The following is a 22,009-nucleotide window of genomic DNA, read 5'->3' on the forward strand; positions in this document are numbered from 1 at the left end:
ATGGCAGATCCGGTGGACCCGATCCTCTCGGTTTCCGACCTCACCGTCTCCTTCCGCTCGGACGGGCGCTGGCGCGAGGTCGTGCACGGCGTCTCGTTCGACGTGGGCCCGCGCGAGACCGTGGCCCTCGTCGGCGAATCCGGCTCCGGCAAGAGCGTCAGCGCCCTGTCGATCCTGCGCCTCCTGCCGCGGGACGCGAGCCGCATCGGCGGGCGCGTGCGCTTCGCGGGCCGCGAGCTGCTCGCCGCCCCCGAGGCCGAGATGCGCCGGGTGCGCGGCGATTCCATCGCCATGATCTTCCAGGAGCCGATGACCTCCCTGAACCCGGTCCTGACGATCGGCTTCCAGATCGCCGAGGCGCTGATCCGGCACCGGGGCCTGTCGCGGTCCGCCGCCGAGGCGGAGGCGCTGCGGCTCCTCGACAAGGTCCGGATCCCGGCCGCCCGGTCGCGCCTGCACGAGTACCCGCACCGCTTCTCGGGCGGCATGCGCCAGCGGGTGATGATCGCCATGGCGCTCGCCTGCCGGCCGAAGCTCCTCATCGCCGACGAGCCGACCACGGCTTTGGACGTCACGATCCAGGCCCAGATCCTCGACCTGATCAAGAGCCTGCAGGACGAGGAGGGCATGTCGGTCCTGTTCATCACCCACGACATGGGCGTGGTCGCCGAGATCGCCGACCGCACCGTGGTGATGTACCGGGGCCGCGCCGTGGAGGCCGGCCCGACCGCGCGGATCTTCGACGCCCCCGCCGAGCCCTACACGCGGGCGCTGCTCGCCGCGGTCCCGCGCCTCGGGACCATGGCGGGCCGGCCCCGCCCGATGCGCTTCCCGGTGGTCGACCGGGCCACCGGCCTGGCGGCACCGACGCCCGAGACCCCCGACACCGTCAGGGCCGCCGAGCGCCCGGTGCTGGAGGTGCGCGACCTGACCACCCGGTTCGACATCCGCTCCGGCCTCCTCGGCCGCGTGACCGGCCGCGTCCACGCGGTGGAGCGGGTCTCGTTCAGCCTCGCGGCCGGCGAGACCCTGGCGCTCGTCGGCGAGTCCGGCTGCGGCAAGTCCACCACCGGCCGCTCCATCCTGCGCCTCGTCGAGCCGCTCTCGGGCTCGGTCCTGCTCGACGGCGAGGACGTCACCGGCCTCGACCCGAAGACCCTGCGCACCCGCCGCCAGCGCATGCAGATGATCTTCCAGGACCCGTTCGCCAGCCTCGACCCGCGCCTGAGCGTCGGCGCGGCGGTGGCGGAGCCGCTGCTGATCAACCGCCTCGCGACGCCCCGCGAGGCCCGGCGGCGCGCCGAGGACCTCTTGGCGCGGGTCGGGCTGCCCCCGGAGACCGCCGGGCGCTTCCCGCACGAGTTCTCCGGCGGCCAGCGCCAGCGCATCTGCATCGCCCGGGCGCTCGCCCTGAACCCCCGCCTGATCGTCGCCGACGAGGCGGTCTCGGCCCTCGACGTCTCGGTGAAGGCGCAGGTCGTGAACCTGATGCTCGATCTCCAGGCGGAACTCGGCCTCGCCTACCTGTTCATCTCGCACGACATGGCGGTGGTGGAGCGGGTGAGCCACCGGGTGGCGGTGATGTATCTCGGCGAGATCGTGGAGATCGGCCCCCGGGCCGCGATCTTCGGCAACCCGCAGCACCCCTACACCAAGAAGCTGCTGGCCGCCGTGCCGGTCCCGGACCCGGCCCGGCGCGGCGCGCGCCACGCCCTGCCGGACGACGAGATCCGCAGCCCGATCCGGGCCCCCGACTACGTGGCGCCGGAGCGGCTCTACTGGGAAGTCGCGCCCGGCCACGTCGTGCAGGACTGGGGCGCCGACTGGGACGCGGGCAGCCTCCGGGGCGCGGCCGCCTGAGGCCGGCGGCCCCGAAGCTCACAGGCGCGGTCGGCGACGGGATCCAGCGTAAAGCTTGCTGTCGTGCTCACTATACGAGCAATCTTGCCCAGAAACCGGTCAGTACCGGTAAGAAAGCTTTGATTATTCCCGCATTAATGTGGGCGCCACACACGCGGTGTGTTGCCGCGACGAAGCGGTCGAGAGGCTTCCTTGCGCGCGAGCGATTTCAGATCCTTCCACGAGGCGTCGAAGCGCAGCGGCGTGATCCTGTCGTTCGGCGGAGATCTGTCGGAGAACATCCTGTTCTCGCTCGGGGAAGTGCTGAAGCTGCGCATGCGGCACGAGGAGACCGACGCCGCCGTCGCCAAGCGCGTCTTCTCGATCTTCGTCGAGCAGGCCCAGAACGTGATCCGCTACTCGGCCGACAAGGTCGCGCCCGCCGAGCCGCCGGGACCCGCCCGGGTCAGCGCCGGCATGATCGCGGTCGGCACCGAGGCGGGCCGGTTCTTCGTGGTCTGCGGCAACGAGGTCGGCAAGACCGAGGTCCCGCGGCTGCGCGAGCGGCTCGACGAGATCGCCACCCTGTCGAGCGACGAACTCAAGAAGGTCTACCGCGAGAAGCTGCGCCAGCCGCCGGACGAGGGCAGCCTCGGCGGGAGCATCGGACTGATCGAGATCGCCCGCCGGTCGAGCGCCCCTGTCGAATACGACTTCCAGGATCTGGGCGCGGAGCGCAGCCTGTTCTGCCTCAAGGCCTTCATCTGAGGATCGCACGGACATGGACCGCATCACGCTGCCCCGGACCGAGCGCTCGCCCGAGGTCGATTTCGACTTCGCGTCGGGGCGGCTCGTCCTGCGCGGCGAATCCTACCCGGAGGACGCCGCCGCGTTCTTCGGCCCGCTGCTGCAGGCCCTGCGCGGCCACCTCGCGGCGACCGAGGCGAGCCCGATCACCTTCGACGTCGCGCTCGCCTACTTCAACTCGTCGAGCGCCAAGGCGCTGATGAACCTGTTCATGCCCCTGGAGGACGCCGCCGCCGAGGGGCGCCCGGTGACGATCCGCTGGATGTTCGGCGCCGACGACGACGTGATCCAGGAGGCCGGCGAGGATTTCGCGGCCGATTTCGCGCATGCCCGGTTCGAGATGATCGCGAGCGTCCCCGCGTGAGCCCGCACCGGGCGCCGGCCCACGATCTCCTGTCCGAGCCGGCGGACGCCTTCAGCCTGTTCGACACCGAGGAGGCCGTCCTCGGCCGGTCCGAGGTGATGCTGGCCCGCCTCGCCGAGGTCGGCGACGGGGTGCGGGAGCTCGCCGGCGCCTACCGGCGCAGCTACCACGAGCAGCGCCGGCTGGTGCGGCTGAGCGACCGGATGCAGCTCGACCTGCACCGGGCCAACCAGCGGCTCGCCGAGCAGCAGCGCGCCCTGCGCCACCTCAACGACGCCCTCTCGGCGGAGATCGAGCACCGGGCGCGCCTCGAGGCCGAGCTCCGCCGCCTCGCCGACACCGACCACCTCACCGACGCCCTGTCCCGCCGCCGCTTCCTGCAGATCTGCGAGGAGGTCTGGGCCCGGACCCAGTCGGGCGACACGCCCTCCAGCGTGCTGATGCTCGACCTCGACCGCTTCAAGCAGATCAACGACCGCTACGGCCACAGCGCCGGCGACACGGTCCTCAAGGCCTTCGTCGAGACCTGCCGCGACAGCCTGCGCGCGGTCGACGTGATCGGCCGCATGGGCGGCGAGGAATTCGCCATCCTCGTCACCGGCACCGTGCTGGCCGAGGCGCAGGCCATCGCGGAGCAGCTCCGCCGCGCGGTGGCGNTGCGCCTGGAGCACGGGCCGCTGCCGATCTCGGTGAGCATCGGCCTCGCGGCGTTCGGCCCGAGCGAGTCGATGTCGGCGACGCTCCGGCGGGCCGACGCGGCGCTCTACGCCGCCAAGCACGCCGGCCGCGACTGCGTGCGCTGCGCGGCGGAGCCGGGCGCGTCCCTGACCTGAGGTGCCGCCCGGCGCATGCGCGCAACCGCTGTGACACGGAGTGACGTCGCGTGAGCGGACCTGACACGGCCCTGGACAGCCCGCGTCCCGTCGGGGGGATCCGCGGCGCGAGACCGCTGCGGACCGGCGACGCCCTGGCGCAGCTCGGCTTCGCCGACATCGACCCCGTCCCGGCCGCCGGCGGCGCCGGGCGCGCGGGCGGCCTGCGCGGGGCCGGCCCGATCCGCCGGGGCGACCCCCTGTCGAAGCGCGGCTTCGCCGACGTGCTGGCCGCGGGGGCGCCCGCGGACGAGCTGATGAAGCCCGGCGCCCTGCGCGGGGCGGCCCGGGGCCGCGACCTCGACAGCCTGTCCCACACCCTGTTCCTGCGCATCTACCCGGTGATCGGCGCCCTCCTGCTGCTGACCCAGCTCGGGATCGCCTGGGTGACCTACACCGACCAGCTCCGCCTGTACGGCGACCGGGCGCACCTCCTCGCCCGGCTCACCGCCGCGGCGATCGCGCGGCCCGACTGGGCGCGCGACCCGGACGCCTACGACGCCCCGCTCAAGGCCCTGGCCGCGGAGCCCGATTTCGCCCACGCCGTCCTGCGCGACGCCGCGGGCCACGTCGTCGGGACGGCGGGCGCGGCGCCCCCGGCGCGGGGCTGGTCCACCCTCTCGGCCCAGGCCGACCTGTCGGTGCCCGGCCGCGCCGGCCCGGCGGGCAGCCTGACCGTCACGGTCTCCACGAAGGCGCTGCGGGACAACGCGGCGTGGCAGGTGATGCTCGCCCTCGGCGCCAGCGTCGGGCTGATGATCGCCTTCGTGATCACCCTGCACGCCACCGTGCGCCGCCACGTCATGGCGCCGCTGATGCGGCTGCTGCTCGCGATGCGGGAGATCGAGCACAAGCGCTGGACGACCGTGGACCTCGGGGGCGCCTACCGGCCGAGCAACGAGATCGACGTCATCAGCCAGGCCTTCAACCGCATGGTCGAGGGCCTGCGGAGCGGCGACGCCGCCAAGCAGCTCCTCGTCGAGCTGGAGCAGGCCCACGACAGGCTGGAGCGCGCCAACCGCCAAGTGATCGAGAGCATCGGCTACGCCCGGCGCATCCAGGATTCGGTGCTGCCGGACCGGAACGCCCTGGCGGGCGCCGGGGTCGAGGTCGCGGTGCTGTGGGAACCGCTCCACGTCGTCGGCGGCGACTATTTCTGGCTGGAGGAGATCGACGGCCTCTGCGTGATCGCCGTGGCCGACTGCACCGGCCACGGCGTGCCCGGCGCGTTCTTGACCCTGATCGTCGCGACCGCCCTCGACCGGCTGCTGCACGAGCGCGGCCTGCGCGCGCCGGCGGCGATCCTGGCCGGGCTCGACGCGATGGTCCGCACGCAGCTCCGCCAGGACGGCCGCGGCGCCGAATCGGATGACGGGCTCGATTGCGGCCTGTGCGTCTGGGACCGCGCGGCCGGCACCCTGCACTTCGCCGGCGCCGGCCTGTCGCTCACGGTGGTCCGGGACGGCGTGGCCGAGCGCGTCCGCGGCGGCCGCCGGGGTCTCGGCTACCCGCGCCCCGCCCGGGCGGGCCAGCGGGAGGACGTCATCGCGGACATCGCCGTGCCGGTGGCGGGCGCCACCTTCTACCTGATGACGGACGGCATCACCGATCAGATGGGCCGCGCGGCGCCGGACCGGGCGCCGCGGCTCCTCGGCCAGCGCGGCGTGGCCGACAGCCTCCTGCGCCACGCCGACCTGCCCCTCGCTGCCCAGGCCGCCGCCCTCGAGGCCGACCTCGACGCCTATCGCGGCGCCGAGACCCGGCGGGACGACATGACCCTGGTGGCGTTCCGGTTTCCCCAGAACGGAGCGGCGGCGGCCGCCTGAGGCGGCCCGTTATCCGGCGCCGTGTCCGGGACCGGCGAGCCCGGCGGCGCATCGATCGATCCAACAGCGGCGTAGGGCCGGCGATCCGGCCCGCGCCATGCCCGGGCCCGGGAGAGGCGTCGCGGCCGCGCGGCGGGCACCTCGAAGGAGCCGTGCGGCCGGCCGCGCCGTCGCGCGATCCGCCTGCGCCGCGGACGCCGTCTGTACCAATGTCCGCCGCTCGGAATCGGCCGCGGGCGCGCGCGCGACGATCTCCGTGGCCGAACAGCGATATCGCCCGCTTTTCACCGCTGATGTCTCAAGTAAAACCGCCACCTCTCGGCGGGGTGGCGCCCGCGATCAATTGCCGTTACGCTGCCTTTCTGTCGATACCATTCTCTCATTTGAAAATTTACAAAGAACAGATCTGGAGCGACCGGTCCATGTTGTGTGCCGAAAGAGAAGGGCAGCGCGGCGTTCCGACCGGCACCCGCGCCGGGCCCGGCGCGGCGCAGCCGGTTCCGCGGTCCGAGGTGGCGGGCGAGATCGGCTCCGCGCGCCTCCTGCAGGGGCGCCGCGAGATCGTCATCCGCCACGGCGACCACGCCTATCGCCTGCGGGTGACCGCCAGCGACAAGCTGATCCTGACCAAATGAGCGCACCCGGCCTTCTGTCGCGCCGCGCCCTCCTGGCCGCCGCCGCGGCCGGGGCGCTCGCTCCGCGCACCGCCGCCGCGCAGGCGGCCACCCGCATCGCCGCCCTGGGCGGGGCCGTCACCGAGATCCTCTACCGCCTCGGCGCCGGCGGCCGGATCGTCGCGGTCGACACGACCAGCCTCTACCCGCCCGAGGCGCTGCGCGAGAAGCCGAATGTCGGCTACCTGCGGGCGCTCTCGGCCGAGGGCGTGCTCGCGCAGCAGCCCGACCTGATCATCGCCGCCGAGGGGGCCGGGCCGCCCGCGGTCCTGACGCAGCTGCGCGAGGCCGGGCTGCGCGTCGAGACGGTGACGGAGCCGCCGAGCCCCGAGGGCGTGCTGGACAAGATCGAGACGGTCGGGCGCCTCGCGGGCCTGGAGCGGGAGGCCGAGACCCTCGAGGCCGAGGTCCGCACCCGTTTCGCCGACCTCGCGGTCCGGCGCGCCCGGATCGCCCGGACGGCCCGGGCCCTCGTCGTCCTGTCGGTCCAGGGCGGCCGGACCGTCGTCGGCGGCACCGGCTCCTCGGCGGACGGCATCCTGACCCTGGCGGGCATCGCCAACGCGGCGGCGGGCCTGGACGGCTTCAAGCCGATGACCGACGAGGCCATCGTAGCCGCCGCCCCCGACGCGGTGGTGATGATGCAGAACGGCCCCGAGCCGCCGAGGCCCGAGAGCATCTTCGCCCCCGGCACGGCCCTCGGCCAGACGCCGGCGGCGGCGCAGGGCCGGCTGGTGGCCATGGACGGCCTCTACCTCCTCGGCTTCGGGCCGCGCACGCCCGAGGCCGCCACCGACCTGATGCGGGCGCTCTATCCGGACCTGCCGCGTGACTGAGCCGCGCCGCGGCGGGCGGGGCGCGTGAGCCGCCGTTCCGCGGCGCCCTGGGTGCTGGGCATCCTGGCGGCCCTGGTGCTCGCCGCCGCCCTGCTCTCCGTGAGCCTCGGGGCGATCCGCATTCCGCCGGAGCGGGTCCTCGCGGCCCTGACCGGGGAGGGGAGCGATCCGGCCCGCGCCCGGGACGCGCTGGTGATCCTCTCGATCCGCCTGCCCCGCACCCTGCTGGGGCTGCTGGTCGGGGCCGGGCTGGCGGTCTCCGGAGCGCTGATGCAGGGGCTGTTCCGCAATCCCCTGGCCGACCCGGCGCTGGTCGGGGTCTCGTCGGGGGCGGGGCTCGCCGCCGCGGTCATCATCGTGCTCGGCGACCGGATCCTCGCCCGCCTGGGTGTCCCGGGACCGCTGCCCTACGCCGCGCTGCCGGCCGGGGCCTTCCTCGGCGGCCTGTGCGCGACCCTCATCCTCTACGCCCTCGCGACCCGGTCCGGGCGCACCGCGGTGGCGACGATGCTGCTCGCGGGGATCGCGCTGGGGGCGCTGAGCGGCGCGCTGACCGGCCTGCTGACCTTCGTCAGCGACGACCGGCAACTGCGCGATCTCGCCTTCTGGTCGCTGGGCAGCCTCGGCGGCGCCACCTGGTCCAAGGTCGCGGCCTCGGCGCCGCTGATCCTGCCGGTGCTGGCCGCGGTCCCGCTCCTGGGCCGCGGCCTGAACGCGCTCGTCCTCGGCGAGGCCGAGGCCTTCCACCTCGGCGTCCCGGTGGAGCGGCTGAAGCGCGCCTGCATCGTGCTGGTGGCGGTGGCGGTCGGCGCCAGCGTGGCGGCGGCGGGGGTGATCGGCTTCGTCGGCCTCGTGGTGCCGCACGCCCTGCGGCTGCTGATCGGCCCGGGGCACCGGCTGCTGCTGCCGGCCGCGGCGCTTCTCGGCGGCGCTTTCCTGGTGCTCGCCGACGTGGTGGCGCGCCTCGTCGCCGCGCCCGCCGAGCTGCCGATCGGGATCGTCACCGCGCTGGTCGGCGCGCCGGTCTTCCTGTGGCTGCTCCTCGGCCGGGTGCGGGTGGACGATGTCTGACGATGCCTGACGATGCCTGATCCGGCCCTGCTCGCGGCCCGCGACCTGACCGTCACGGTGGCGGGGCGCGCTCTCGTGCGCGACGTCTCCCTGGCGGTGGAGGCCGGCAGCCTGCAGGTGATCGTCGGCCCGAACGGGGCCGGCAAGTCGACCCTCGTCCGCCTGCTCAGCGGCGCCCTGCGGCCCACGAGCGGCACCGTCGCCTATGACGGCGCGCCCGTGGCGACGATCCCGCCCTGGCGGCTCGCCGCGATGCGGGCGGTGCTGCCGCAGGCGGCGCGCCTCGCCTTCCCGTTCGCGGCGGCCGAGGTCGCCCGGATCGGCCTGGACGGCATCGGCCGGGGCCTCGGGGCCCGCGACCGGGCGGCGATCCTGGCGCGGGCCCTCGCGCGGGCCGACGTGGCGCATCTCGCCGACCGGGCCTACCCGACCCTCTCGGGCGGGGAGCAGGCGCGGGTGCAGTTCGCCCGGGTGCTCTGTCAGCTGGAGGCCGGCCGCACGGTCGCCGACCGGCAGGTGCTGTTCCTCGACGAGCCGACCGCGAGCCTCGACCTCCGGCACCAGGGCGCGCTGCTCGACGCCGCCGCCGGGCTGGCGGCGACCGGCGTCGCCGTGGTGGCGATCCTCCACGACCTCAACCTCGCGGCCGCCTACGCCGACCGGCTGCTGGTCCTCGACGGCGGCCGGCTGGTCGCCGGCGGGCGGCCGGCCGAGGTCCTGACCGACGACCTGATCGCCGGGGTCTTCGGCGTCCGCTGGCCGGTCGGGCGGGTGCCCGCGGGCGGCCAGCCCTTCCTGCTGCCGCACCGGGGTGCGGCCGGTCGCGCGCGGGACTGATCGGACTTCGCGGCTCCCGGGCGGCGTCCGGCCCGCGCGGGCAGGCAATGCGCGGCGCGCGGGCCAGCAATCCCGGAAATGCCGGTTGCACATCTCTGTCGCGATCGGCGAGACGATCTTCAGCAAGCCAGCCATCCGCCAGCCAGCTCTCTGGAACGACTGTGTGCGGGCGGCTGTCATCATGCCTTATGCTTCTCACCGGGCGCTCGTCGCCCTCGGCGTCGTGCTGGCGACCCTGCCGGGCGCTCGGGCGGAGGAGGCCGGCCAGGCCGCGCTCCCCGAGCCCGCGATCGGCCTCGACACCCTGTCGGTCACCGCGACCAAGACCGCCATCCCGGCCGTCGACGCCCTGGCGGGCACGAGCGTCGTCCCGCGGGCCGCGCTCGACCGTCTCCAGCCCGGGCGCCTGTCCGAGGTGCTGCGCGACGTGCCCGGCGTGATCACCCAGGAGAACCGGAACGACCCGGCGCAGGCGATCAACATCCGCGGCCTCCAGGATTTCGGCCGGGTGAACGTCCTGGTCGACGGGGCCCGGCAGGATTTCCAGGTCTCGGGCCACGGGGCCAACGGCGTGTTCTACCTCGATCCCGAGCTCGTCGGCGGCGTCGACGTCACCCGCGGGCCGACGGCGACGGTCTACGGCTCCGGCGCCATCGGGGGCGTCGCGGCGTTCCGCACCCGGTCGATCGACGACATCCTGGCTCCCGACGAGAGTACCGGCTTCGTGCAGAAGCAGGGCTTCGGCACGAACGGCCAGCGCTTCGTGAACAGCTCGGCGCTCGGCGCCCGCATCGGCACCGCCGCGGACGTGTTCGGGCAGTTCGTCTTCCGCGACACCGCGCCCTATCGCGACGGTGCCGGCCTGCCGGTGCCCGACACCGGCAGCGAGCTGAACGCGGGCCTCGCCAAGCTCACCCTCCGGCCGGCCGAGGGGCACGCGCTCCACGCCACGGCGCTCCTGCAGCGATTCGCCTTCGTCAACGGCGGCGATACCGGCGCGGGGGCCCGCTTCGCCAACGCCGTGCAGGCCGACACCGTCACCTTCGGCTACCGATTCGCCCGACCGGACGTGCCGCTCGTCGACCTCAGCCTCGACGGCTACGCGACCACGACCCGCGACGCGCTGACCTTCCTGCAGGACTCGCCGCGCGGTCTCTACGGCCGGCTCGGCACCCGGGCCGGCGACCGCCTGACCTACGACCTCGCCACCGCGGGCTTCGACGCCCACAACACCGCCCGGTTCGAGACCGGCCCGGTCGCGCACGCGCTCACGCTCGGCGGCGACGGCGTGGCGAATCGCGTCCGGACCACCGACCAGGCCGGCGGCTTCGGCGCGGCCTTCACGCCGTCGGGACGGCGGGAGCTGGCCGGCGCCTTCCTCCAGGACGAGATCCGCGCCGCGCCGTGGCTGCGCATCGTCGGCGCGCTCCGGCACGACGGCTACCGGCTCGACGGCGGGGCCTATCGCGCGCGCGGCGCGCGGGTCTCGCCGAAGATCACGGTCGGCGTCGCGCCGGTCGGCGGCCTCGAACTCTACGGGACCTATGCCGAGGGCTACCGCGCGCCCACGATCACCGAGACGCTGATGGAGGGCATCCACCCGTTCCCGGCCTTCGCGATCCTGCCGAATCCGGCCCTGCGGCCGGAGGTGGCCCGCACCGTCGAGGGCGGCGCCAACCTGCGCGCCGACGGGGTGGTGGGGCCGGAGGACGCGCTGCGGGCCAAGCTCGCGCTGTTCGACACGGCGGTCGACGGCTTCATCGACATGCAGGCGGTCGGGCCGGCCTACTACGTCCCGGCGATTCCCGGCGTCCCGGCCTCGATCTGCGCCGCCCGGCCCGGGCGCTTCCCCTGCGTGATCCCGGCCCGGTCCTACCAGTACCGGAACGTCGCCCGGGCCGACCTGTCGGGCGCGGAGCTGGAGGGGACCTACGACTGGGGCCGGGGCTTCGTGTCGCTCGCCGCCACCCACGTCGACGGCCGCGACCGCGCCACCCGCGAGAGCCTGCTCACGGTGCCGCCGGACCGGATCGGCACGACGCTGGGCCTGCGCTTCCTCGCCGACCGGCTCGTCGTGGGCACGCGCCTGACCCTGGTGGAGGCCCGCACCGACCTGCCCGCCGCCGCCCGGAGCCGGGCCACCAAGGCCTACGGGCTGGTGGACCTCTTCGCCACCTGCGCGGTCACCGACCGGATCACCGCGGACGTCGCCGTCCAGAACGTCCTCGACCGGCGCTACCGCGCGTACAACGACGCGCTGGCGAGCCCGGGCCTCGTCGCCAAGGCGTCGCTCAGCATCGCGTTCGCGACCCGGTAGGCGCGGCTAGCGGTAGCGCGACGGGTGGTACTCCCGGTAGCTCAGGCCGATCACGGCCGCGAGCAGGCCGGCTCCCCGGCACAGCGTGTAGCCGCCGCCGATCAGGGTCGCCGGCCTGAGGGACAGGCCGGCGACCCCGAGCCGCAGCAGGCCGCCGGCGAGGCGCGCGAAGCCGCGGCCCGCGTTGGCGAGCCGGCCGCTCACCGTCTCCGGGCGGAGCCGGCCGAGATAGGCCTCGACGCTGCCGCTGCGGTACCAGCGGGCCAGCAGCCAGCGCACCCGCATCCGGTGCGTCGGGATGCTGTCGTAGACCAGGGCCCTCTCGGCCCAGGCGATCCGGTGCCCGGCGAGCATCAGCGTCCGGAAGAAGAACGTGTCCTCGCCGCCCATGGTGTTGAAGCGCATGTCGAAGGACAGGCCCAGCGCCCGGATCACCCGCAGGTCCAGGAGTGCGTTGGCGGTGTAGCCGTCCTCCACGAAGCCGTCGCGGACCGGCAGGCGCTTGGCGAAGAAGCCCCCGGCGGCCGCCCAGGCGGGCGGAACCCGGTCGAAGAACGGCACGACCGGCCCGACGCAGGCCGCGACGCCCGCGGCGAGGGCGGTCTCGAGCAGGTTGCGGAGCCAGTCGCGGTCGGGGAACTCGTCGTCGTCGATCAGCGCGACCCAGTCCGCGCCGGCCGCGGAGGCCTCCGCGAGGCTCCGGTTGCGGACCGCGGCGAGGCCGCGGGTCTCCTCCCGGACGTAGGTGACCGGAAAGCGGCCGGTCGCCCGGTAGGCCTCAACCACCGGGACGGCGGCGCGGCCGCGCCCGTTGTCGATGATCAGGATGCGCAGGGCGGTCTCGGCGAGGCTGCCGAGCCGCTGCTGGTCCAGGGCCTTGAGCAGGCGCGCCAGCCCGACGGGCCGCTCGCAGGTGCAGATGCAGATGCACAGGCGCATCGTCTTACCTCTGTCCGATCGGGAGGGCGTGCGGCCGCGGCCGCAGGCGCTTGCCCGCCGCCTCCAGCAGCGTCGCGGCCAGGAACCGCCAGATCCGCGGATGCCGAAGCGCCAGCACGGTGCCCGCGAGCCACCGCCCGGCCTGGGCCGCCTCGATGACCTGGGCGATCAGCCGCGTCAGCGCGAGGCCGTCTCGGTAGGCGCGGCTGCCGTGGCGGACCTCGGCGGACCGCGACCGGGCCTCCGCGAGGCGGCCACGCTCGGTCCGGGCCGCGAAGGCCGCGTCGAGGCGCGCGATGTCGCCCTGGCGCAGCCGGTGCGACAGGGAGGTCGGTCCGCGCCGATAGCCGTAACCGGCATAGGTGGTGACCACGAACCGCGCCCCGGCCGCGAGGGCTTCCAGGCACAGCAGGAAATCCTCGCCGATCCGGACGCCCTCGTCGTACCGGATGCCGTGCCGGCGCAGGATCTCGGCGCGCATCATGGGCTTGAGGTAGCCCAGCTTGGTGACCCGGCTGAGCATGTGGTTGCTGGTGATGTACTTGGCGAGATCGATCTCGAACAGGTACGGCTCCCGGCCGCCATCCAGCATGCCCGGCCCCTGCGGGTCGAACATGTCGGTGAACGGGATCGGGTTGTCGGCGACGATGTCGGCATCCGCCGCGAGCGCGAGATCGAGCAGGGTCCGGGTGCGGTCGGGCAGGATCAGGTCGTCGGCGTCGAGGATCGCGATCCAGCGGCCCCGGGCGGCGTTCAGGGCCGCGTTCCGGGCGCTCGACGGGCCCCGGGGGGCGCCCGGCCCGGCCTCGGCGAGGGGAATTACGCGGACCCGCGGGTCGGCCTCCGCCAGGCGCGCCAGCACGGAGGCGGTCCCGTCCCGCGAGCCGTCATCGACCGCCACGACCTCGACGGCGACGCCGGTCTGGGCCAGGGCGGAGCGGACGGCCGTCGCGATCCACGGCGCCGCATCGTGCGCGGCCATGATGAACGAGACGTCCACGAACGTGCCCCGAGCATCGGACAAGAGTTGATCCGCCATCGCGCTTCCTGGGCCGCCGGGCGCGGCCTCCGAGACCGCCCCCGACTTTGGCCGGAAGCGATCCGGGTGCACGACGCTCAAAGGGCGTAGGGCGGCGGCCATCCCCTCCCATTGCGGGGGATGGCCCCGGCGGCCGGCCGCGGTCAGCGTTCGTCGGAGGCCGTGTCGCCGGCGGCGCGGGAATTCCGGACGGTGAGGCCCTTCGCCAGAATCGCCCGGACGTGGGCGCGCAATCTTTGTTTTCTCGCCGCCGTGGCGGGAGAATCTTTTTCGAGGCTCGAATCGCCGGAGGCTGCCATGCCGAACGCCCCTGAGGCCCGTCACCGCGCGCCGCCATCGCCGAAGCGGCCGGAAGGGTGATCGGCGATACCTATAATGGATTATTTGGCTGGAATCTCGACATTATTGCAACGCAACCAACGAAAACAGTTTTGGTGTTTGTTAAGGTTTATGTCTCCTACTGAGCATTGTCGGACGTGGGCGAACTACGTAGGTAGTATCCGAGGGCCCTCCCGAGGGCAGCATTCAGGGAGGAGATGAGTGCCCAGTCGCTTCTATTTCGACATCGAGAACGGCGAGGAGACGATCCGCGACGCCCAGGGCGTGGAAGCCGAGGACTTGTCCGAGGCGCTGGCGGAGGCCCGCAGCGTGATCGACGAAATGGCGGGTGAACTGGAGGCCGCGGGACCGGGCGGCGCGTGGACGCTCGTCGTGCGCGACGCCACCGGAGCGGAGGTCGGCCGTCTGCCGATCAAGGGCTGAGCCGGAGGGCGGTCCCGGTCGCTGCGCGACGGGATTACGGACTGACCAGCGCGGAGGCGCCGACACGCCGGCGCGGGGCCCGCAGCAGGCGACGGGCCGGCCGCTCCAGGAGCCGCCACGACAGGTCCGCCAGCAGCAGCGTCAGCAGCAGGTCGAGCGCCATGGAGACCGAGCGCGGTCCGGCGACGTCGATGCCGACGAGGGCCAGCACCCGCTCCGCGTGGAGCGGCACGTGGAACAGGTAGGCGGCGTAGCTGATCACGCCGATCCGGCGCAGCCACGGGATTTCCAGGAGGGCGACCGCGCGGCCGTCCCGCAGCTGGACCACCTGCAGCAGCAGCAGCGCCGCCAGGACGCCGCTGAGGCGGCCGAGAATCAGCCACCAGCCGGTCGGCGCGATCAGGAGCGGCAGGGTCACGAACAGGATCAGCACGCCGGCCAGGGCGGCGTCGCGGGCGAGCCAGGCCGGGAGCGGCCGGGTGCGCAGGCCGGCGAGACCGCCCAGCGCGATCAGCCCGAGATTGGCGAGGGTGTCGACGTCGAAGCACCGCGGCGCGGCGCCCGCCCACAACAGGGCGCCGTGCATCAGGACGCTGATCCCGACCAGGAGCCAGCACAGCGCGCCGAGATGGCGCCGCGGCAGGAACAGGGCCGCCGGCGCGAACAGAAGGTAGAATTGCTGCTCGACGGCGAGACTCCAGAGATGGCCGAGCTCGGTCCCCCAGCCGTTCTGCTCGATGTAGATGTTCGTGACGTAGAACCACGTCGCGAGCTTGAACGCCTCGTCGCCGAGACTGGCCGGATCGCCGGGCCGGACCGTGTAGAGCACGAACAGGAAGACGTAGTAGACCGGCACGATCCGGGCCAGGCGGTTCCGGTAGAACAGCCCGAGGCTGCCGAGCGGCGTCGACGCGCCCGCCTCCACGGCCGTGCGGGCGGCGGCGAGGATCCGGACGATCAGGAAGCCGCTCAGGACGAAGAACAGCCACACGCCGGTCGTGCCGAGGGCCTCGGTCCTCGGGCTCGGCGCCTTGTGGCTGACGAAGACCATCAGGAACGCCAGGGCCCGCAGGCCGTCGAACCCGTTGATGCGGCGCTCTGAAGGGGCCACGGCGCGTCCCGTCCGGTGATCGACCGTGCCGGGGCAGAACGCGCCCGCGCGGTCGGGTCCGGCCGGGAGGGCCGGACACCCCGCCTTAGACCGGGCCCCGCGCGGGAGCCCCTACCTCGATCGGCGGACCGGACCTCCCCGAAAGCGGTCCGCCGCCCCGCAGGGCCGTCAGCGGCGCCGGGTGAGCAGGACGACGAGGCCGACGGCGACGGCCGCCCCAGCCTGGGCGGAGAGCACCGCGAGCAGGAAACCCTTCGGTAGAACAACCGCGAAGCCGATCGCTCCTCCAATCAGCGCAGCGAAGACCAGCACGACCAGCAACGCCTTACCTCCATTGATGGATCGGCGGCCGTCTTGTTGCCGAACCTGTCGTGGGCCCAGTGTTGTCGCAAGGGTTTTGCCTGCGATCGACGCCCCTTCGGACCGGCCGAGAGCCGCCGAAGCCGGCTGCGGCGACGCTGGCCGGACCGGCCGGCTGCGCCCGTCGCTCCGCAAGTTCCGACCCCGTCTCGCCCCGAGTCAAGGAGCCGACATGTTGCGCCCGGCTGGGACCCCGACGCCGATCGAGTCGTCGACGCCGCAGGAAATGGTCGAGACGCTGAACGACGCGTTGGTCAAGACATTGCCGGCCCCGCGGCAGGCCGGCCCCGGCCTCCGGGTGAGCTGGGCGATGAAGCGCGTCCTCGACGCGAGCATCGCGCTGACGGCGCTGTTCCTGCTGCTGCCCCTGCTGCTGTTCATCGCGCTGCTGATCTGGGGCAGCGACGGCCGGTCGCCGATCTTCCGCCACAAGCGCCTCGGCCGGTACGGGCGCCCCTTCGGATGCCTGAAGTTCCGGTCCATGGTCGCGGACGGCGACGCGGTGCTGGCGCGGCATTTCGCCGAGAATCCCGAGGCCCGGGCCGAGTGGGAGGCGTCCTTCAAGCTCACCCACGATCCCCGCGTGACGGCGCTCGGCCACGTCCTGCGCAAGACCTCCCTCGACGAGCTGCCGCAGCTCTGGAACGTGCTGCGCGGCGAGATGAGCCTCGTGGGACCGCGGCCGATCGTCCAGGCCGAGGTCGTCCGCTACGGCGCCGACTTCACCGCCTGCTTCTCCGTCCCGCCGGGGCTGACCGGCCTGTGGCAGGTCTCCGGACGCAGCGATACCGGCTACGCCGAGCGCGTCGCCCTGGATTGCGCCTATGCCAGTCAGTGGAGCCTCACCCGCGACCTCGCCATCCTGTTCAAGACGGTCCCGGCCGTGTTGTGCCAGCGCGGCAGCCGCTAGCGCCATGACCGGGCGGCCACGCCGCGCCCGCCGCGGAGCGCACCGATGAAGGGCATGATGCTCAACGCCCTGCTGGGCGTGATGCTGGGCCGCTTCGGCTCGGTCTGGCGTCTGCTGGTCTTCGTCCCGATCGTGGCGGCCGAGGTCGGCTACGGCCTCGTCGTCTACAACCTGAGCGCCGGCGCGTGCCTGCGGCGCGGCACGGCGCTGCTGATCTGCGGACAGCTGGCCTTCCTGCTCGGCGCCCTGCTGCGGCCGATCGCCAACGAGCGCTGAACCGCCCCGGCCCAGCGCGGCCCGGCGCGGCGACGCGGGCACGTCAGGCCGGATCCTCCTCGGCGGCCGGCGCCTGAAGGCAGAGGCGCCAGAACTCCACGAAGCCGGCGGCGTACGCGGCGATGACGAGGCTCGACCAATGCATCGCGTGGCTCCGGGCGCGTTCGAGGGCCCAGCCTGCCGCGGAGACGTTAAGATTTAGCCCCGCCCGGTCTCGGTTCCGGTGTGCGGGGGCCTGTGCGGAGCCGTGTGCGGGGCGATGTCCGGCGCGATGTCCGGGTCGATGTCAGGGGCGGTCTCCGGTGCGGCGTCCGCCCGCCGGTGTGGCTAGCGGCAGACGATCGATTCCTTGAAGCCGCACGGATCGCCCATCCGGGTGAACGCGACCCGCTCGAACAGCGCGGTGACCGGCTGTCCCGAGTACTCCGTCGGTCCGAGCCAGGAGGCGAAGTCCGGGCCCTGTCCCGACCAGACGCTGAGCATGATCTTGCTCGGGTGCGACGGGATCGGCCGGTCGGGCGTGCCGATGACCTCGCGCAGCAGGCGCCCGTTGACGTACCAGCGCAGGCGGTCGGGCAGCCACTCGAAGGCGTAGTCCGCGGTGGTGGTCGCCGCGTCGAAGCCGAGGGCGTCGAGGCTGACATGCTCGCCGACGCCGCCGACGAAGTAGTTGAGCTGGACCTTGCTCGTGTCCTTGCCGAGCCACTCGAAATCGATCTCGTCGTTCGTCCGCCGGTCGCCGTTCTCGGGGCCGTTATAGGTGAAGAACGCCGAGACCATGCCGGACCCGGCCCCTGCCCGCATCCGGACTTCGTAGGTGCCGTAGCCGTAGCGCTCGCGGGTCTGGATCTCGGCGCAGCTGAACGGGCGCTCCTTGTAGGTGATGTCCGTCAGGGACAGCGAGAGAGCGCCGGGCGTCGCGATCCGGGCGCGGTGCTTCGACCACGTGCAGCCCTGCCAGTCGCCGTTGACCCAGCCGTCCGAGACGTACCAGCGGCGGTCGTTCAGGCTGCTGAAGAGCTCCACGAAGGACGGGCCGCCCTGGGCGGCCGGAGCGGCGGCCGGCGGCGCGGCTGTCTCGCCCGCGCTCGCGGGGTAGGCCTGCAGGAGAAGCGTCGCCGCCACGCAGAGGCGGCGGCCCGGGGCGGACCAGATCGTCATGCGCACGTCCTCAAACCAGTCGCCGCAGGATCGCGGCGGCGCGCATCGTAGCGGCGGGGGCAATGCCGGCCGGCGATCATTCGGACGATCCGGCCCGGGCCGGCCCCCTCCTTTCGGACGATCTCGCGCGCCCCGCCGGGGTCGCCCTACCGTGCCGACGGACCGGCCGCGGCGCGGACCGGCCGGAGAGTCGCGGAGTCGTCCGGTGCGCAGCTTAGAGGCCTCGTCCCCCGTCCCGGAGGTCTGCGTCATCGTCGCCGCGCGGGACGCCGCGGACACGATCGGGACCGCCGTCGCCTCGGCGCTCCGGCAGCCGGAGGTCGCCGAGGTCATCGTCGTGGACGACGCCTCCGCGGACGCGACCGGCGCGGCCGCCGCGGCGGCCGACGACGGGTCGGGCCGCCTGCAGGTGATCCGGCTCGCCGAGAATGTCGGGCCCGCCGAGGCCCGGAACCGCGCCATCGCGGCGGCCCGGGCCCCGCTGCTCTGCATTCTCGACGCCGACGACTACTTCCTCGACGGCCGGCTCGGCCGGCTCCTGTCCGCGCCCCGGACCTGGGATCTGATCGCCGACGACATCGTCATGGTCCGCGGCCGCGAGGCCGCCTCCGCCGCCGGCCTCGTCACCGGACCGGGACGGCCGCAGCGGCTCACCCTCGCGACCTTCGTGACCGGCAACATCGCCCGCCCCGGCGCGAGCCGGCGCGAACTCGGCTTCCTGAAGCCGATCATGCGGCGGGGTTTCCTGGACCGGCAGGGGCTGCGCTACGATCCGCGGCTGCGGCTCGGGGAGGATTACGCCCTCTACGTCGAGGCGCTGGCGGCCGGGGCGGTGTTCGCCGTGACGGCGCCCTGCGGCTACGTGGCGGTCGAGCGGTCGAACTCGCTGAGCGCGCAGCACCGGACCGACGACCTCGGGGCGATGCTGGCCTTCGACGACGCCGTGCTGGCCCGGCCGGGTCTCGGCCCGGAGGCCCGGGCGGCTCTCAGGGCCCACCGCGCCGCGACGGCGAAGCGCTGGCAGCACCGGCGCGTCCTCGACCGGCGGCGCGCCCAGGGGTACGCGGCAGCCCTGCGGGAACTGCTCGGCACGCCCCTGGCGTGGCGCCACATCCTGTCGGTGACCCTGGCGGCCAAGCTCGGGCGCCTCGTGCCGGCGCCCGCGCCCGATCGGGAGACCGGCCCGCGCCTGCTCCTCGGGCCGGAGCGCCGCCTCGAGCCGGCGCGCTGAGCCGGCGCCTCGAGCCGGCGCCTCGAGCCGGCGCCTCGAGCCGGGTCGGTGCCTCGGACCGGCCCGGTCCGTCAGCGGTCGCGGTCTTCCTTGCGCGCCCGCACGGCCGCCACGTCGGACCGGACGTCGTCCAGCGCGCTGCGGACCCGCTCCAGGGCCGTGGTGAACGTCGCGTCCGGGTCCGGGTCGACGGCGCCCGGCGCAGTCCCGTGACGGAAGCTGTCCAGCAGGTAGGGCATCATCTTGCCGTGGAGCGCCGCGTAGGCGCCGGGGCTGGACAACTCGTAGACGACCGCGAGGGCGTGATAGGCTCGGACGAGAACCTCGAGTGCGACATCCGCACTGCGCGCCGCTCGATCGCAATTATCGCTGCCCATCGTCGTGCTTGATAATTTATCGCTGCCCCTTTCGCCGGGTAACATGCCGACCTAAGACTGTCGACGTTGGGGAGCGTTGCAATCTTCGATCCCCTATGGCGCGGGGCCGTTTATCCGAGCGGCATGGCTCGACTGCAACAGTCGATGATCAGAGGGCGTCAGTTCAAGGTTTCGTCTAGCCCCGCATGTGCCGCGTCGGCCGGATCATTGTGGCGATCTTGTTCTCGACCTCGACCAGGACGCTGTTCACAAGGTGAATGGCGCCGTCAACGGTCCCGGTTGTCAAGCTCTCGTTGCGGCTTGTTTCCTGGATGATGCGGAAATTGTCCTCGACGAACGAGCGGATCTTCTGCTGGACGTCGCCGAACTCACCCGGATGGGCCGTCTCGTAGAGCAGCGCCAGGGCCAGGTAGGCGCGCCCCACCATGTCCAGCGCCAGGGTCGTGCTGACCTCAGAATGTCCGGCGTCCGGGGTCGACACGACGACTGAATTTCCTGTCGGATGTTAGTTTTCTACACTAACATGGACTTTATTCGGCGCCAACCGCGCCGAAGAACGGCGGTGTGGATTCTGCATCGGGTCCCCGCGGCCAGCGGCAGGCTCGCGGCGGCGAGGGGCGTCGGCTTCAGGAAGCCGAGACGGCGCGGGGACGTTGCGGGCCGGGATCGGCACGCTCCCGCCAGCGGGGCCGCGCCGCGGCAGGGGCGGCGGATCGCCGGCACGCCCACCCCGTTCGCGCCGCTCCGAGGCGCGGTCCGTCCGGTGTCGTCCGGTCCGGCCCTAGCGGCCGGCGGTGGCCCGACGCCCGGCGCTGTCCCGGCGCGGCGCCAGATCCTGCTCGATCCGCAGCTTGAGCCCGAGGATCCGGTTGTGCCGCGCCATCGCGAGGAGCGACTCGGCCGTCCCGACATCGCCGCGCATCCGCAGCGTGTGGGCGGCGAGCGCCATCTGGGCGGCCATCGCGTCCGCCTGATGGGCGGCGTTCGGGGCGTTCTGAGAGAGGGGCATTCCGGCCATGGCTGCCACGGTTCGAGGGCAGGCCCGATCCTCCGGACGATCCGTTAACGATATCTTAAGGCCCGCTCCGCGGCACCGGCCGCTCCGGCCGGGCCCTCACTTCCGGATGGGCAGCCGACCGACCAGCCAGCCCTCCTCGTTGCGCACGAGGAGGGTCCAGGGCGGCTCCTGGCCGCTTCCCGTAATCTCGTCGGCCATCTCGGCGATCACGCTGCGCGCCTCGAACAGGGCTTCTTCAAGGCCGGCAGCCTCAACCCCCACAAGGTCGTGGATCGTCTCCTCGGCATTTGCGATCTCGAAGTAGAAACGCGCCGCCAACAGGGTTCTCCTCCGCCGGAACTCTTCGGGGAGTTCAGTTCTATAGATCGGTGTTAGCATCTTAGCCGGTCGCGCTCCCCGACAAAGTGCTCGGGAAAAAGCAGCCTGTCTCTGACAATTCGGGTGATGCGCCGGGGAAATGTTCGCGCGATCGTCGGCCGGCGGCGCCGTGTCAGCCGAATGGCGTAGCCGCCCGGCCGCCGCCATGGCCGGATGGCGAAGTCCGCCGCGGACCGGTCGCGCGTGCGGGCCGGGCCGCGGCGGGTTCGGGCCGGTATCGTCGAATCGCCGGCGCTACGCCGGATCGGCAGAGTCGCGTACGCCTAAGATATGATGTTGGTCGCCCCGTCGGGCCGCCGTAGACCCGAGCGTCGGTGCGCTCGCGGCGAGGACTCCATGAACATCACGATGGTCGGGTCGGGCTACGTCGGTCTGGTCTCCGGCGCGTGCTTTGCGGATTTCGGCCACAGGGTCGTGTGCGTCGACAGCAATCGCGGCCGGATCGACGCGCTGAATGCCGGCCGGATGCCGATCTACGAGCCGGGCCTCGAGGCCCTCGTCGCCGAGAACGTCCGTCAGGATCGCCTGTCCTTCATCACCGACCTGGAGGCGGCGGTCGGGCAGGCGGACGCGGTGTTCATCGCGGTGGGCACGCCCTCCCGCCGCGGCGACGGTTTCGCCGACCTGAGCTTCGTCTACGCGGCTGCCCGGAGCATCGCGCGCGCGCTGCGCGGCTTCACCGTGGTGGTGACCAAGTCGACCGTGCCGGTGGGCACCGGCGACGAGGTCGAGCGCATCATCCGCGAGACCAACCCCGGGGCGCAGTTCGCGGTCGCGTCGAACCCCGAGTTCCTGCGCGAGGGCGCGGCCATCGCCGACTTCAAGCGCCCCGACCGCATCGTCGTCGGCACCGATGAGCCGCGGGCCGTGGCGGTCATGGAGCAGATCTACCGCCCGCTCTACCTCAACGCCGCCCCGATCGTGGCGATGAGCCGCCGGACCGCCGAGCTGACCAAGTACGCGGCGAACGCGTTCCTGGCGGCGAAGATCACGTTCATCAACGA

At 73.2% G+C, this 22,009-nt stretch carries 24 protein-coding genes; 15 read left to right on the forward strand and 9 right to left on the reverse strand.

Annotated features, from left to right (window positions below; translation table 11 throughout):
• From ACTJK8_RS12400 to ACTJK8_RS12445, 10 genes are all read left to right on the forward strand, one after another.
• Positions 1–1,860, forward strand: coding sequence for an ABC transporter ATP-binding protein (locus tag ACTJK8_RS12400; RefSeq protein ID WP_440761977.1), 1,860 nt, complete (start codon positions 1–3; stop codon positions 1,858–1,860).
• Between the two features lie 192 nt (positions 1,861–2,052).
• The gene (locus ACTJK8_RS12405) at positions 2,053–2,607 is read left to right on the forward strand and encodes a SiaB family protein kinase (RefSeq protein WP_012321502.1); all 555 of its coding nucleotides are present in this window, start codon (positions 2,053–2,055) and stop codon (positions 2,605–2,607) included.
• 13 nt (positions 2,608–2,620) lie between these two features.
• Entirely contained in the window at positions 2,621–3,010 is a 390-nt protein-coding gene (locus tag ACTJK8_RS12410; RefSeq protein ID WP_012321503.1) for a DUF1987 domain-containing protein, read from the forward strand.
• Between the two features lie 203 nt (positions 3,011–3,213).
• Entirely contained in the window at positions 3,214–3,843 is a 630-nt protein-coding gene (locus ACTJK8_RS12415) for a GGDEF domain-containing protein (RefSeq protein WP_440761982.1), read from the forward strand.
• A gap of 50 nt (positions 3,844–3,893) precedes the next feature.
• Positions 3,894–5,708 (forward strand): SpoIIE family protein phosphatase, encoded by a 1,815-nt coding sequence (locus ACTJK8_RS12420; protein ID WP_440761978.1) that lies wholly within the window; start codon positions 3,894–3,896, stop codon positions 5,706–5,708.
• Positions 5,709–6,130: 422 nt separating this feature from the next.
• The gene (locus ACTJK8_RS12425; protein WP_024828710.1) at positions 6,131–6,343 is read left to right on the forward strand and encodes a hemin uptake protein HemP; all 213 of its coding nucleotides are present in this window, start codon (positions 6,131–6,133) and stop codon (positions 6,341–6,343) included.
• A complete protein-coding gene (locus ACTJK8_RS12430) occupies positions 6,340–7,218 on the forward strand; it encodes a heme/hemin ABC transporter substrate-binding protein (protein WP_440761979.1) in 879 nt (292 codons plus the stop codon). The genes ACTJK8_RS12425 and ACTJK8_RS12430 overlap by 4 nt, the downstream gene beginning before the upstream one ends.
• Before the next feature lie 24 nt (positions 7,219–7,242).
• Complete coding sequence (locus ACTJK8_RS12435) at positions 7,243–8,289, forward strand: FecCD family ABC transporter permease (RefSeq protein ID WP_024828708.1); 1,047 nt, start codon at positions 7,243–7,245, stop codon at positions 8,287–8,289.
• A 12-nt stretch (positions 8,290–8,301) separates the two neighbouring features.
• Entirely contained in the window at positions 8,302–9,126 is an 825-nt protein-coding gene (locus tag ACTJK8_RS12440; RefSeq protein ID WP_029360038.1) for a heme ABC transporter ATP-binding protein, read from the forward strand.
• 181 nt (positions 9,127–9,307) lie between these two features.
• Complete coding sequence (locus ACTJK8_RS12445) at positions 9,308–11,443, forward strand: TonB-dependent hemoglobin/transferrin/lactoferrin family receptor (RefSeq protein WP_440761980.1); 2,136 nt, start codon at positions 9,308–9,310, stop codon at positions 11,441–11,443.
• A 6-nt stretch (positions 11,444–11,449) separates the two neighbouring features.
• On the opposite strand, the gene ACTJK8_RS12450 is transcribed toward ACTJK8_RS12445, so the two are convergent.
• Entirely contained in the window at positions 11,450–12,382 is a 933-nt protein-coding gene (locus tag ACTJK8_RS12450) for a glycosyltransferase family 2 protein (protein ID WP_012321511.1), read from the reverse strand.
• 4 nt (positions 12,383–12,386) lie between these two features.
• Positions 12,387–13,421 (reverse strand): glycosyltransferase family 2 protein, encoded by a 1,035-nt coding sequence (locus tag ACTJK8_RS12455; protein ID WP_043074652.1) that lies wholly within the window; start codon positions 13,419–13,421, stop codon positions 12,387–12,389.
• Positions 13,422–13,961: 540 nt separating this feature from the next.
• On the opposite strand from ACTJK8_RS12455, the gene ACTJK8_RS12460 reads away from it, so the two are divergent.
• The gene (locus tag ACTJK8_RS12460) at positions 13,962–14,183 is read left to right on the forward strand and encodes a DUF6894 family protein (protein ID WP_012321513.1); all 222 of its coding nucleotides are present in this window, start codon (positions 13,962–13,964) and stop codon (positions 14,181–14,183) included.
• A 34-nt stretch (positions 14,184–14,217) separates the two neighbouring features.
• Here ACTJK8_RS12460 and ACTJK8_RS12465 read toward each other — a convergent pair whose 3' ends face one another.
• Positions 14,218–15,294, reverse strand: a complete 1,077-nt coding sequence (locus tag ACTJK8_RS12465; RefSeq protein WP_029360035.1) for an acyltransferase family protein — start codon at positions 15,292–15,294, stop codon at positions 14,218–14,220.
• Positions 15,295–15,462: 168 nt separating this feature from the next.
• On the reverse strand, positions 15,463–15,615 hold the full coding sequence (locus tag ACTJK8_RS12470) for a hypothetical protein (protein ID WP_012321515.1): 153 nt from the start codon (positions 15,613–15,615) through the stop codon (positions 15,463–15,465).
• Between the two features lie 211 nt (positions 15,616–15,826).
• On the opposite strand from ACTJK8_RS12470, the gene ACTJK8_RS12475 reads away from it, so the two are divergent.
• Positions 15,827–16,564, forward strand: coding sequence for a sugar transferase (locus tag ACTJK8_RS12475; RefSeq protein WP_076729977.1), 738 nt, complete (start codon positions 15,827–15,829; stop codon positions 16,562–16,564).
• Between the two features lie 45 nt (positions 16,565–16,609).
• Positions 16,610–16,840 (forward strand): hypothetical protein, encoded by a 231-nt coding sequence (locus tag ACTJK8_RS12480; protein WP_012321517.1) that lies wholly within the window; start codon positions 16,610–16,612, stop codon positions 16,838–16,840.
• A 327-nt stretch (positions 16,841–17,167) separates the two neighbouring features.
• Here ACTJK8_RS12480 and ACTJK8_RS12485 read toward each other — a convergent pair whose 3' ends face one another.
• Positions 17,168–18,001 (reverse strand): glycoside hydrolase family 16 protein, encoded by an 834-nt coding sequence (locus ACTJK8_RS12485; RefSeq protein ID WP_012321519.1) that lies wholly within the window; start codon positions 17,999–18,001, stop codon positions 17,168–17,170.
• 205 nt (positions 18,002–18,206) lie between these two features.
• On the opposite strand from ACTJK8_RS12485, the gene ACTJK8_RS12490 reads away from it, so the two are divergent.
• Positions 18,207–19,232 (forward strand): glycosyltransferase, encoded by a 1,026-nt coding sequence (locus ACTJK8_RS12490; protein ID WP_012321520.1) that lies wholly within the window; start codon positions 18,207–18,209, stop codon positions 19,230–19,232.
• A gap of 71 nt (positions 19,233–19,303) precedes the next feature.
• Here the strand turns inward: ACTJK8_RS12490 and ACTJK8_RS12495 are convergent, their stop codons facing one another.
• The 4 genes from ACTJK8_RS12495 to ACTJK8_RS12510 form a co-directional block, all read right to left on the reverse strand.
• Positions 19,304–19,609: a hypothetical protein gene (locus tag ACTJK8_RS12495; protein ID WP_024828703.1), complete on the reverse strand. Its 306-nt coding sequence runs from the start codon at positions 19,607–19,609 to the stop codon at positions 19,304–19,306.
• A gap of 175 nt (positions 19,610–19,784) precedes the next feature.
• On the reverse strand, positions 19,785–20,090 hold the full coding sequence (locus ACTJK8_RS12500) for a hypothetical protein (protein WP_012321522.1): 306 nt from the start codon (positions 20,088–20,090) through the stop codon (positions 19,785–19,787).
• 300 nt (positions 20,091–20,390) lie between these two features.
• The gene (locus ACTJK8_RS12505) at positions 20,391–20,618 is read right to left on the reverse strand and encodes a hypothetical protein (protein WP_106427934.1); all 228 of its coding nucleotides are present in this window, start codon (positions 20,616–20,618) and stop codon (positions 20,391–20,393) included.
• 105 nt (positions 20,619–20,723) lie between these two features.
• Positions 20,724–20,945: a DUF6894 family protein gene (locus tag ACTJK8_RS12510; RefSeq protein ID WP_012321524.1), complete on the reverse strand. Its 222-nt coding sequence runs from the start codon at positions 20,943–20,945 to the stop codon at positions 20,724–20,726.
• Positions 20,946–21,341: 396 nt separating this feature from the next.
• Here ACTJK8_RS12510 and ACTJK8_RS12515 point away from each other — a divergent pair.
• Positions 21,342–22,009 (forward strand): UDP-glucose dehydrogenase family protein (locus ACTJK8_RS12515; RefSeq protein ID WP_440761981.1); only part of this gene is annotated, 668 nt, incomplete at its 3' end.

It is taken from the genome of Methylobacterium sp. 22177, assembly GCF_052045615.1.
Taxonomy (GTDB): domain Bacteria; phylum Pseudomonadota; class Alphaproteobacteria; order Rhizobiales; family Beijerinckiaceae; genus Methylobacterium; species Methylobacterium radiotolerans.